The sequence below is a fragment of the Halobacillus kuroshimensis DSM 18393 genome, from assembly GCF_000425705.1.
GTDB classification, from domain to species: Bacteria; Bacillota; Bacilli; order Bacillales; family Halobacillaceae; genus Halobacillus; species Halobacillus kuroshimensis.
Genome location: NZ_AUDY01000011.1, coordinates 283,733 through 296,507, shown reverse-complemented (window position 1 = coordinate 296,507; position 12,775 = coordinate 283,733). Strand labels below are relative to the sequence as shown.

At 48.1% G+C, this 12,775-nt stretch carries 9 protein-coding genes and 1 riboswitch; of the genes, 6 read left to right on the top strand and 3 right to left on the bottom strand.

The genetic code is table 11. From position 1 onward, the window contains the following. Positions 1–22: 22 nt before the first annotated feature. Positions 23–1,072, bottom strand: a complete 1,050-nt coding sequence (gene galE, locus H615_RS0114185) for a UDP-glucose 4-epimerase GalE (protein ID WP_027955769.1) — start codon at positions 1,070–1,072, stop codon at positions 23–25. A gap of 176 nt (positions 1,073–1,248) precedes the next feature. Continuing rightward, the gene (locus tag H615_RS0114175) at positions 1,249–2,091 is read right to left on the bottom strand and encodes a glycoside hydrolase family 191 protein (RefSeq protein ID WP_027955768.1); all 843 of its coding nucleotides are present in this window, start codon (positions 2,089–2,091) and stop codon (positions 1,249–1,251) included. A gap of 35 nt (positions 2,092–2,126) precedes the next feature. Beyond that, positions 2,127–2,213, bottom strand: a riboswitch (cyclic di-GMP riboswitch). A gap of 69 nt (positions 2,214–2,282) precedes the next feature. Here H615_RS0114175 and H615_RS0114170 point away from each other — a divergent pair. From H615_RS0114170 to pelG, 5 genes are read left to right on the top strand one after another with little or no spacing between them, the layout of a single operon-like run. Then, positions 2,283–3,518, top strand: a complete 1,236-nt coding sequence (locus H615_RS0114170) for a GAF domain-containing protein (protein ID WP_027955767.1) — start codon at positions 2,283–2,285, stop codon at positions 3,516–3,518. Then, the gene (locus H615_RS0114165; RefSeq protein ID WP_027955766.1) at positions 3,511–4,437 is read left to right on the top strand and encodes a tetratricopeptide repeat protein; all 927 of its coding nucleotides are present in this window, start codon (positions 3,511–3,513) and stop codon (positions 4,435–4,437) included. Before H615_RS0114170 ends, H615_RS0114165 begins: the two co-directional genes overlap by 8 nt. Then, positions 4,434–6,272, top strand: a complete 1,839-nt coding sequence (locus H615_RS0114160) for a DUF2194 domain-containing protein (RefSeq protein ID WP_027955765.1) — start codon at positions 4,434–4,436, stop codon at positions 6,270–6,272. The genes H615_RS0114165 and H615_RS0114160 overlap by 4 nt, the downstream gene beginning before the upstream one ends. Next, the gene (gene pelF / locus H615_RS0114155; RefSeq protein ID WP_027955764.1) at positions 6,269–7,687 is read left to right on the top strand and encodes a GT4 family glycosyltransferase PelF; all 1,419 of its coding nucleotides are present in this window, start codon (positions 6,269–6,271) and stop codon (positions 7,685–7,687) included. Before H615_RS0114160 ends, pelF begins: the two co-directional genes overlap by 4 nt. Next, the gene (gene pelG / locus H615_RS0114150) at positions 7,668–9,140 is read left to right on the top strand and encodes an exopolysaccharide Pel transporter PelG (protein WP_027955763.1); all 1,473 of its coding nucleotides are present in this window, start codon (positions 7,668–7,670) and stop codon (positions 9,138–9,140) included. Before pelF ends, pelG begins: the two co-directional genes overlap by 20 nt. Positions 9,141–9,246: 106 nt before the next feature. On the opposite strand, the gene H615_RS21415 is transcribed toward pelG, so the two are convergent. Continuing rightward, positions 9,247–10,011, bottom strand: coding sequence for a PAS domain S-box protein (locus H615_RS21415; RefSeq protein ID WP_051254715.1), 765 nt, complete (start codon positions 10,009–10,011; stop codon positions 9,247–9,249). Positions 10,012–10,420: 409 nt separating this feature from the next. Here H615_RS21415 and katG point away from each other — a divergent pair, with 409 nt between their 5' ends. Continuing rightward, positions 10,421–12,667: a catalase/peroxidase HPI gene (katG, locus tag H615_RS0114140; RefSeq protein ID WP_027955762.1), complete on the top strand. Its 2,247-nt coding sequence runs from the start codon at positions 10,421–10,423 to the stop codon at positions 12,665–12,667. The last annotated feature ends 108 nt before the right edge of the window (positions 12,668–12,775 follow it).

Here is a 12,775-nt window from a genome sequence, read left to right as displayed (position 1 = left end):
CGATGATGTCCACTCCCTTTTTTCACCTTTGTCCGATAAGCTCCTGCTTGGAAGCATTTTTCTCTCCTGTATAGCCTTCAGGATTCTGCTTCCGCCAGTTCCAGGAGTCCACACACATATCATCGATCGTTTTCTCTGCCTGCCACCCCAGCTTCAAATGAGCTTTGGCCGGGTCTGCGAAGCACTCCGCAATATCTCCGGGACGACGGTCCTGAATTTCATAAGGGACTTTCCGGCCGGAAGCTTTTTCAAAAGCCTGGACAAGTTGGAGGACACTGTATCCTTCGCCTGTTCCAAGGTTGTACGTCTCGATCCCGGTTTCCCCGGCCGTCTTTTCCAGTGCATGGACGTGGCCTCTCGCCAGGTCCACGACGTGGATATAGTCCCGGACTCCTGTACCGTCCACGGTCGGGTAGTCATCCCCAAACACCTTCAAATCAGGGAAGTGGCCCACAGCCACCTTTGTAATATAAGGCATCAGGTTGTTCGGAATACCAGCCGGATCCTCCCCGATTCTTCCACTGGAGTGGGAACCGATTGGATTGAAATAACGCAGCACGGATATGCTCCATGCTTCATCGGAGACATATAAATCCTGAAGGATCTCCTCAAGCATCAGCTTTGTCCGCCCATAAGGATTGGCAGCTCCGACAGACGCGCTTTCCGTAAGAGGAAGAGAGTCCGGTGTACCATAAACAGTCGCCGAGGAAGAAAAGATCAGCTGTTTGACGCCGAATTCCTTCATCACTTCACACAGCATCAGTGTCCCGGTAATGTTGTTATGGTAGTACGTGAGTGGCATAGAGACGGATTCACCGACCGCCTTCAGTCCTGCCAGATGAATGACCGCTGTAATGCCGTAGTCCTCAAAGACCTTTCGTATCAGGTCCTGATCCAGCAGATCCCCTTCAACGAACGTCAGCGTCTTCCCTGTAAGCTCCTGTACACGGAGCAGTGATTCCGGGTGGCTGTTGTATAAGTTATCAATGACGACAACCTCATGGTTCCGCTCCAATAATTCAAGACAGATATGGCTTCCTATGTATCCGGCCCCGCCTGTAACTAAGATCATTGCCTCTCCTCCTCTATCATTATCTTACTTGGAATGTACAGGAAATTTAAGGATATGTCTACTGTAAAAGGAAAGGAGCCCATCTTTAGGCTCCCTTCTAAAAGTCCTTGTTCTGTTCGTTTTTCGACATTTTTACGCCATTCAGCCCATTTTTCAAGAAAATTTTTGTATACTTATTACCAAGCATTATAATGGCTGGATTCATGATAATGGATGAACCCGTGACTTTCTGCCAGCGCCTGACTTTTGGACTTCTGAGAGAAGGAGACGGTTAATATTTCCAGACCTGTTTCCCGGCGAAGCTGCTTCAAATCCTGCATGCGGTCCAGGGACCATTGGTCTTTCGCTACCGAAGAGTGATTGTAATTCTCCCACATAATGCCGTCTACATAAGGATACGTCGTTGTCGACAATGTGCCGAATCCCCAGTTTTGAATAAGGGACAAGGAAGGGTGTTGGAGCCGGATCTCCTGCAGAAAGACGGCCATACCAGCGCGCTGCTCATCCAGCACATCAGATCCGCAGTGTTCATTATCGATATTACCGACGGTATCTAAAAAGACACCGTCCAAGCCTTTATCAGCCACCTGTTTCTCAATCTCAGCAAGAAGCACCTGCTGGTAATGCTCAGAGGTGATATCGGTCAGGTAAGAATCCCATTCCGGATAATAGACACGCTCCCCATCACGGTGGAAAAAGTCGGACTCCTCCAGCTGACTGATCAGCGCAGTATTCCAGTTATCGGCTTCCATCGTGTTGATGTACCCATACACCAGTGTCCCGGACTGCTGAATCGTTTCAATCTGGCTTTTAGTATAGAACACCGGTTCAATCATGACAGCATCATACGCCTGCATCTTATTCAAGATCGCTTCGGTCGGAGAATCATAATAAATTTTATAGGACTGCACATTGGAAAGTGGATGAGAAGATTGTGCAGAAGTAGATAGAGGGGAAAGTACAAGACCAGCGGCTAAAACAGCAAGAAAACTCCATTTCATCTTTGTGAAAACACCCATGATACGCCTCCTGATTTTCCAGAGAGCGGCTGTGGCATTGCAGACTGGCTATCGGCTCCTGGAGGGACCTGAGACCCATGTCTTTGCGCCCTTACCTTTCGATAAGTCTGCCTTTCTCTATTCAATTTTATCCACATTATACCACACGTTTAACATGTTAAAGCACTTTAAATCCATATGGAGGTGATTGGATGTTCTACCAACAATCCAGTTTTATCCGGAAGTTTATTGAACTGATTCTCGTATTTTCAGTATTGGGATTCCTTGATCAGTGGTTGGAATGGGACATGCTGGAATGGACGCTGAACCCTGTGTTCTTTGCTGTCCTTTTGTTTTCCCTCAGATACGGTCTGAATTTTGCTCTTTTGAGCTTTTTTGCTGCATTAATCTATCATGTGTATGACATTTATCAGCGGGATGGGGACTTATTTCTCTTATTCTATGATCCCGCCAATTATTTATCGCTCCTCTTCCTGCTCCTGGCCGGCGTCATTACAGGGCTGTACAGCACGTCCTTCCGGGAAAGGTATGAAAGTCAGCAGTATGTGCTGAAGGAAACGAAAGATGAAAATGAGGAACTGAAAACATCTTTAACCGCTCTGGAACGGTCTCAGCGGGTCATGCAGGCAAAGGTCCTTGATTCCGAGTACACCCTTTCCCGGATTTATGAAGTCGGAAAGACGCTTGATCAGCCTTCTCCAGAACTTGTCCGAAACGAAGCGGTTACGATCATCGGAGACCTGTTTGAAGCGGAAGACTTAGCTGTATATCATGTCGACTCTTCTAAGAAATCGCTGCGCCTCCGCGTTCGAAAAGGAAATACCGAACGACTTCCGCAAACGATTTTCATCGATGATGCGGCCTCGATTTTCTCACGCGGACTGAAAAACAAAACGATTTGTTTAAAGACAGTTGATGATGAAGCCGATGCTCCGGTGCTGATCGGACCGATCGTCTACAATCAGGACGTACGGGAAGTTCTTGTCATTGATCAGCTCGACTTTGCCAAACTGACGAAATATGAAGTTCAAATCCTTTCTCTCGTGCTCGACTGGATGGCCAACCGGATTGAAAGAGCCGGGGAATATCTTCGTAAAGAAGAAGAGCAGAAGATGTATCCAGGCACAAATATTTATGATAAGGAGGCTTTTGACGAACTCGTTCAGCTTCAGGAAAAACGAGCGGAGAAATACGGTGTGCCTTATAGTGTCGTTTCCATCGATGTCAGCCCTTACAGGGAAATGTCGGTCGTGGAAGCAGAAATCATTCTGCGTGCCTACTTGAGAGAATTGGACATCATGGGGTACGACCAGACGGAGCAGCATTTCCACTTCCTGCTTCCAGGTACGAGCTCCGAAAATGCATCCATCGTCGAAGAGCGGATTTACAAAGCACTTGATACAAAAGGCGGGATTCACATTGGTTAATTTCCAGGAACCCTACTGGCTGATCTTTTTCTATGTTATTCACGGCCTCACCGTTCTGATCGTTTCCCTTCTGCTTCGAAAAAGAATGCATGAAAACAAAAAAGGAACCATCACATGGCTCGCCATTACGAGCCTGTTTCTCCCAATTATCGGAGAACTTCTCGGATTGGCCGCCTGGCTGGCTGCGAAAGCTTTTGGTACCAATCACATGATTGATGATTACGATGATTATGTCACATTCACGCCGTTGAATCTTGAATACCTGCGTTATGAAGCATCGTCAAGCATGGATTTATCGCCAATCAGTGATGCCCTGTTGAGGAACGATGGCGCCAACCAGAAAGAATTGATTGTCAGTCTGATCAATTCCGATATTTCCAATAAAGGCCGGCACTTGAACCTCGGCCTGACCAACAACAATTCAGAAACCGTCCATTATGCAGCAACAACCATGAACGTGCTGTCCAGCCGGTTTGAAAAAGAACTGGAACATGCCAGAAAAGAACTGGCCCCGGAAGCACCGATGTCTTTCGAGCGTTTATGCAGCGTGTACGAACGTTATCTGGGAAGCGGCATTCTCGATGAGAACGGACAGGCGCGGCTCGAGAAACAGTATGAACAGCTGCTTGAAGAAATGGTTCCGAAACTTGAAAAAGAACCATGGATGTACCGCAGCCTCGGCGATAATTACATACGCCGTGGCAAAGAGGAAAAAGCGGTGGAGGCTTTCCATGAGATGGTCAGCCGTTTCCCTGCCCATCCAGGAGGCTACTTGAAATTGATTGAATTTTACTATGCAGGACGCGACTGGACAAACATCAAGCCTGTGCTCTACGACCTTTTCCAACATGTGAAGGAAGAGGACATCCCAGAAAGCCAACGCTTTATTATCCAACAGATGGGAGGAAAAGCGCTGTGAAAAAACAAATCACCATTTATGCATCGATTCTTTTCCTGCTTTTCACTGCTGCCATTATCATTCTGCAATTTATGCGTCTCGATCTGTTTCATCAATGGTTTCCTGCCGAATCAGCACAAGGAACACCGGTGGAAACGATGAGCACGGAGGAGAATCCCACAGAAGGAGAAGAACTTCAGGTTTATGTACATAAAAATGATACCCCTCTGTCCAAGGACGCAGTGGAAAACCTGGAATACGCGATGGACTACGCTAAGGTTTCCTATCAGGAGATAACAAAAAAGGAAATGGAAGAGCTGACGCCTTCCCCATATAACGTCCTCGTTCTCGGAGGCGAGCACTCAAAAGAATGGCCTTATGAAGAAATCCGCTCCTTCGTGGAGAAAGGGGGCCGCCTGTATATTGCTTCGCGCTTCATCAATGCTGATTGGAATGAGCTTCTAGGCTTGGAAGATGTAGAGGATTTCCTCGACGATATATACGGGTTGACGTTTGAGAAGGAAGTTTTCCCTGGATATATGGATTTAGGTGAAGATTCCCAGCTGTTTTCCCACAGCATCGCTGATGTTGAACTCGCCGAATCCGCCGAAGTTTACATTTCAGCAGAAGATCACCCGATTTTATGGGCGAACAGCTACGGAGAAGGAAAGGTAATGTTCTGGAACACATCTTCTGTTACAGAAAAAAGTTCAAGAGGGTTAATGCTGCAGGCCTTATCCTTCCTGCCTCCAACCTTTGTTTCCTCACAGGCGGGTATTAAGGTCATGCATATCGATGACTTCCCATCTCCCGTTCCCAGTGGAACGACAGATGTAATCCAGCGGGATTACGATTTGACTGTGGAGGACTTTTATTCGGAAGTCTGGTGGGAGGATATGAAGCGGATCGGAGAAGGAGAAGATGTGATTTATACCGGATACTTGATTGGAACCTATCAGGACACGATGGATATGACAGCAGAAGACCTGATTGAAACCAGACGCTTCCCCATGCTTTATTTCGGACGCAAGGTATTGAAGGAGGACGGTGAGATTGGACTTCATGGATATAATCACCAGTCTCTTGTAACAGCAGATGAACCGATCGATCCTGAATACGGCTACCGTCCTTGGCAGAATCAAGGCGAGATGGAAGAGTCTCTAAACCGGGTGAACGAACTGTTCGACTACTATTTCAAGGAAAAGGGTGTTCATTCCTATGTCCCCCCTTCCAATGTATTAAACGAAACCGGGGTACGCGCTCTGCACGAAGTATTTCCGGAACTTGAGGCTGTATCCGGCTTGTATACGGGTGACAAGGAGACAGGAGCCTTCTTACAGGAATATGAACCGAACAGTGAGTTTCCATCCATCTACCATTTCCCAAGGATTTCAAGCGGGTATGGGGAGACAGATGAAGAGCGTTTCGTCCAGATTGATGCGATTGCGAACTTCGGGGTATTCGCCCACTTCATCCACCCGGATGATGTCCTCGATCCATACAGGTCCGGAGACAGTGGATGGCCGGAAATGAGGCAGTCCTATGAAGATATGCTCCACTATATTCACGATCACTACACCCACCTGAAGGGAATGCGGCAGACGGACGCCACAAAGAAAATGAAACAGTACCAGGCTTCTGTTATTGATGTAACCTATCAAGACGACCAGGTTGTTGTTCAGGGGGAAAACCTCCTCTCTCCTTCCACAATTCTTGTCAGGGTGAACAGTGGAAGTTTGGAGACTGGATCCTTTGACTATGGTGTTGTCGAATCCCTCGGTGAATCAGGCACACTTTATCAAGTGACACTGAACCAGCCGTATGCTGAAATTAAGAAAAAGGATGAAGCCTTGTGAGAATAGGAATGGTCGTTGAAGGGAGCTACCCCTACGTAAGCGGCGGTGTGGCAAGCTGGGTACAGATGCTTGCTGCACAGATGCCTCAGCATGAGTTCGTCATTATTGCCATTACCCCTGAGGAAATGACTGCTGCCGATTACCGTTATGAGCTTCCTTCCAATATCACGGAAGTCATCAACCTTCCATTGAATCTAAAACCAGCCGCAAAAAAACGGCGCGTCAAGCTGACCGAAGAAGAACAGCACAAACTCACGGATTGGATGATGTTCCGTCGTCTTCCCCCGGATGTGCTTGATATTTTCAAGAATAAAATCGGTTCGACCGAAGCACTCTTTTCAAGCGAACTTTTTTGGAATATGGTTCAGGAAAGCTACCGTGTTGAAAACCAATCCGGGTCCTTCATTGACTACTTCTGGATGTGGCGTGGCATGTTCACGCCTGTGCTGGAGCTGCTGCAGGCGGATTTCCCTGCCCTTGACCTGATCCATTCTGCCTCCACCGGCTATGCCGGACTGATTGCGGCCGCCATCAAACAGCGCCAAGGGATTCCATTCCTTCTCACAGAACACGGGATCTATTCCCGTGAGCGCGAGGAAGAAATTCTGCAGGCCGGATGGATTCCGGAATACTATAAAAAACGCTGGGTCCAATTTTTCCATCATTTATCGAAGCAGGCCTATTCAGAAGCAGATGATGTGATTACGCTGTTCGACCGCAACAGCCGTCTTCAACATGAACTGGGAGCTGATGAAGACAAGCTGTCTGTCATTCCGAACGGCATTCACTATGACCGGCTTTCAGGAATTGGAAAGCTGCCTAAAGCAGAAGTTCTTAAAATCGGAGCCATCGTCCGGGTTGTTCCAATCAAGGATATTAAGACGATGATCAATGCGGCCAAGATTCTTGATGATCAAGGTGTTCCATTTGAACTGACGATTATGGGACCTCTTGATGAAGAGGAAGAGTATGCGGAGGAATGCCGGCAGATGATTGAACAGCTGAGTCTCGATCACTGCGTCACCCTTGCTGGTAAAGTTAATATCATAGACTACCTTCCTCACTTTGATGTCTGCCTTTTGACAAGTATTTCAGAAGGACAGCCGCTGGCGGTGCTTGAAGGCATGGCAGCAGGGATTCCCTATGTGGTTACAGACGTCGGGTCCTGCTCAGAGCTGATGTACGGACGCGAAGATGATCCGTACGGTCCGGCAGGCTTTGTCGTTCCTCCCGTGAACCCGAAAGCCATCGCCGAGCACTGCCAATGGTATTATGAGCACCCCAAGGAAGCTGAGAAGTTCGGAAAAAATGGACAGAAACGGGCAGAAACGTATTATCAAGTGCACCAATTCATCGATCAGTATAAAGAGTTGTATGCAGAAAGGGGGATCGCTTATGGCCGGAATCGGGTTTAAGCTGCAGAAATTATTTCAGGAGGACTACTTCTCCTCCCGGATTAAAGCCTATGCTTTCGCAGGGCTGGTCACCTCCGGTCCATGGCTTGTCGTCATTGCCACCATCGCTGTGATCCAGTGGATGACCTCCTTCTTCTCTCTGCTCGATCTGCAGGAGAGGGAATTGTTCAACCTTTCTGTTGCGTACTGCTTCATCTTTTCCCAGGTCCTTTTCGGTGTGCAGCAGTTGGTTGTCACGCGGTACACCGCCGATCTTTTTTATGAAAAACGGACAGAGGCCATTTTTCCGACGTTTATCGGGATGACGAAGGTGACGGTTGGACTAGCCTTTATCGGGTGGTTGATTTTCTTCTGGATTTCACCGCTTCCTTACTACTTTAAATGGCTGATGCTGATTCTATTTGTGACCGTCAACCTGATCTGGGTGCTGTTTTTATTCCTGAGCGCAGCGAAGTTCTACCAGGCCGTGGCCTACAGCTTCCTGGCCGGAGGCGGAGCGGCTCTCCTTCTCGTCTTCCTGTTTGGAAAAAACGTTTCCTGGTTTCCGGTGTTCGAACACTCCAACAGCTTTTTTCTGCTAGCCGGATTTACGTCAGGTATGCTCGTGACGTTGTTCGGGTTATTCATGTCGATGCTCATGACGTTTCCAAACAGGTCGAAGGAAAACCAGTTCAGCTACCTGGATTATTTCGACCGTTTTCCTTCCTTGTTCTGGACGGGATTCTTGTACAATATCGGCATCTGGGTCTGCAACTGGGTGATCTGGTTCGGTGAAGGAAACGGCTTCCTGCTTGACTCCTTTTTGTACCATCGGATTTATGATACGGCGATATTCTGGTCGTATTTAACGATCATCCCTACGCTGATCATTTTCGTCGTTTCCGTTGAAACGCGTTTTTATGAGCGGTACCGTGTCTTTTACGGTTATATCAATGAAGGAGGCACCCTTTCCCAGATCAAGACTGCAAAAACAGCGATGCAGCGCGTACTGAAGCAGGAAATGGAGCGTTTGATCCGCAGTCAGGGGCTTTTCTCTTTATTGATTCTCCTGACGATCGGAAGCATCGCCTCCTTCTTATCCCTGGAACCTGAAATTGCATCGATTTTCCGCTTTACGACCATCGGTGCGTTTGCCAATGCGATGGTTCTTGTGATCACACTGATCCTCCTCTATTTTGAAGACCGGCGGGGAGCCATGTGGACATCCATCATCTTTTTCCTATTGAATCTCGGGTTGTCGGTATTGTTCCTCCCATTCGGCTATGACGGCTATGGGCTGAGTTTCTCGATTGGGTCCACGCTGGCCTTTGTATTCGCATTAGCCCGCTTGATTCTTTTCATTGAGAAGGTCGACTACCATGCTTTCTGTCAGCCGCAGGCACTCACCTATACGCAAAAGCGCAAACCATTTACAAAGCTGGGGGCATGGATGAACAAACGCACCCTCTTCTAGCAGAAAAGGTCCGTCCCCATCATGGGGACGGACCTTTTCATTCTCTATAATGGAACCCGCTTCGTGTTTTGTCAGATATTCAAAGCTACGCACCCTCCTAGATTATTTAGAAGGCTATTTTTTTGAGGGCCGTACTGACCGATGCCATTGTCGGAATCATCCCCCTCCCGTCCTGATTGAGAAACTTCAATGTATTTCTCACCATATCCGGCCGGATTCCTGTACAAATAGGGGAAATACCTAGAAGCTTAAGAACGCCTGTGAGCTCATAGAGTAGTTTTCCGACATGTTCATCAACATCATACAATCCGGAAACGTCGATGATCAGGTAGTTGAGGCGGTGGCGGGGGATTTCTGCGCAAAGCTGCTGCATCATATGCTCGGTCCTTGTTTGATTCATCGTGCCGATCAGGGGAAGAACAGCGATTCCTTCCTTCAGCGGGACGATAGGGGTCATGACTTTGATCAGTTCACGCTCCGCTTCTTTCTGTGTGGTCATATCACGAAGGATGGATTGAATCGCCTTGGTTTCTTCATATTGAATCGGATGACAGAAAAGCTCCACCTCCACAACCGTACCATCAGCCCGGTATACGGTTGTTTCCACCAATTCCCCGATCCTTCCCTTCTCTTCCCCTTCCTTAATCCGTTCCCGGATAAAAGACCGAAAGTCTTCTGTAAATACATCCAGGACATTTCCCCCGATAATCTGGTCTTTGGCCACTCCAAAAAACTCGGAAGCTGCTTCATTGATGTGAAGAATTTCATGACCGCAGTGGATGACCGTCGGTTCCATGGAATATTCGGTAATCTCCCTGTGCAGGGTTTCTTTTTCTTCATTAAATAAGGCGCGTCCTGTCGATTCTCTCATCCCGCTCCCTCCCCGTTGAATGGCCCTTTTCAAAGCTGCTTTTCACTATAGTAGCACACATGAACAGAGATATTTGTCACATTATGCCGAAGGGCAAAGAAATATCAATGAGAATGAAAACGCTGTACTTGAAAATGTTTTAACATATTTTTAACCACTTAAAATATACTATATTTTCTGATAGTTTGTTACAATGAAACTAACAGCTATCTAAAACCCCCATTAAACCGCAGAAATCGGCGCTTTTTTCTATCCTGGTCTCCACACATGCCAATCACACACGAACATTTGTTCATAAATATTTCAAAATATTTACGGGTTAACTCTTTCAATCTATGTTCTTTTTTATTATAATTATAATCTGAGATGGGTTATAAAATAACATAAATTCTGAAGGGAGAATTGTTATATGCATAAAGATGATCTTCACGGAAGCCAGGGCGGTCAGTGCCCGTTCACTGGTCAAACGACTGGCAGCACGGAGGAAGAAACAGCCATTACAACACAAAAAGTAGGGACGACCAATAAAGACTGGTGGCCGAATATGCTGAACTTGAGTATTCTTCACCAGCACGACAGAAAAACAACGCCGATGGGCGATGACTTTGATTACGAGGAAGAGTTCAGCAAGATTGACTATGACCAATTGAAGCAGGACCTTCATGACCTGATGACGGACAGCCAGGACTGGTGGCCGGCGGACTACGGTCATTACGGCCCCCTTTTCATCCGTATGTCCTGGCACGCAGCCGGAACATACCGGACTGGAGACGGACGCGGAGGTGGAGCCACAGGAAACCAGCGTTTCGCTCCACTGAACAGCTGGCCGGATAATGCCAACATTGATAAAGCCCGCCGCCTCCTCTGGCCGATCAAACAGAAGTACGGCAATAAACTATCCTGGGCCGACCTGCTCGTTATGACAGGTAACGTTGCTCTTGAATCCATGGGTCTGAAAACGTTCGGCTTCGGCGCCGGCCGTGAAGACATCTATCACCCGGAAGAGGATGTCTACTGGGGTACAGAAAAAGAATGGCTCGCCGACAACCGTTATTCCGGCGACCGCGACCTTGAAAATCCACTGGCTGCTGTTCAAATGGGCTTGATTTACGTCAACCCTGAAGGACCGAACGGCAACCCGGATCCACTTGGAAGTGCCCGTGATATCCGCGATACATTCGGACGTATGGGGATGAACGATGAAGAAACTGTAGCGCTGATTGCCGGTGGACACACCTTCGGTAAAGCACACGGTGCAGGAGATGCAGAGGCCCACGTCGGTCCGGATCCAGAAGCAGCACCGATGGAAAACCAAGGACTCGGCTGGCAGAGTACGCACGGCAGCGGAAAAGGCCGCGACACTATCACAAGTGGTGTGGAAGGGGCATGGACAGCGAACCCGACAACATGGGACAACGGCTTCTTCGATCTTCTATTCGGCTACGAGTGGGAACTTTCCAAGAGCCCGGCCGGTGCCAACCAATGGGCTCCTGTCAACCAGAAGGAAGAACATATGGCCCCTGATGCCGAAGATGCATCCATGAAAGTACCAACCTTCATGACGACAGCGGATATGGCCCTTCGCATGGATCCGGATTATGAGAAGATTTCCCGCCGTTATCATGAAAATCCGGACGAATTCGCAGATGCATTCGCCCGCGCATGGTTCAAGCTTCTTCACCGTGATATGGGACCAAAAGCAAGATATCTGGGACCAGAAGTTCCTGAAGAAGATTTGATCTGGCAGGATCCTGTACCAGAAGGGAACTACGATCTATCTGATGCAGATATAGAAGACATCAAGTCCCACATTCTTGATTCAGAACTGACAATCAGTGAGCTTGTCAAAACGGCCTGGGCTTCTGCGAGTACATTCCGCGGCTCAGACAACCGAGGTGGGGCTAACGGAGCACGTATCCGTCTGGAACCACAGAAAAACTGGGAAGTCAATGAACCTCAGCAGCTGGCCAAAGCTCTTGACGTGTACGAGCGCATCCAGAATGAGCTCGATTATGAAGTCAGCCTGGCTGACTTGATCGTCCTTGGTGGATCTGCTGCTATCGAACAGGCAGCAAAGGATGCCGGTGTTCATATCACTGTACCATTCGCACCTGGACGCGGAGATGCCACAGAAGAACAAACCGACGCTGAAAGCTTTGATGTATTAGAGCCGATGGCTGACGGTTTCCGTAACTACGAGAAGAAAAAATACACACTCAGCCCAGAAGAACTGCTTGTCGACAAAGCACAGCTTCTCGGATTGACGGCTCCTGAAATGACCGTTCTTATCGGCGGTATGCGTGTTCTTGGAGCGAACTATGAGGATACGGATCTTGGTGTATTCACGAACCGTGTCGGCTCGTTGACCAACGACTTCTTCGTCAACCTGCTTGATATGGGCATCGAGTGGAAGCCGGTCGATTACAACCGCTACGAAGGCCGTGACCGCCAGAGTGGCGAGCTTGTCCGCACTGCTTCCCGCGTAGACCTTGTCTTCGGTTCAAACTCTGTGCTTCGTTCCATTGCAGAGGTGTATGCAACAGAGGACAACAAAGAGAAATTCGTGCATGATTTTGTATCCGCATGGGTGAAAATCATGAACGCCGATCGTTTTGACCTGAAAAAGAACAAAAACCTGGCTTATAACCAGGCGTAACCATTAATCATCAACGACCCCGACCCCAAAAACCCTGGAAGCAGCACCGCTGCTTCCAGGGTTTTTTATATTCATCCTAAGACAAAGATGCAGTCCGCAGGAAGATTG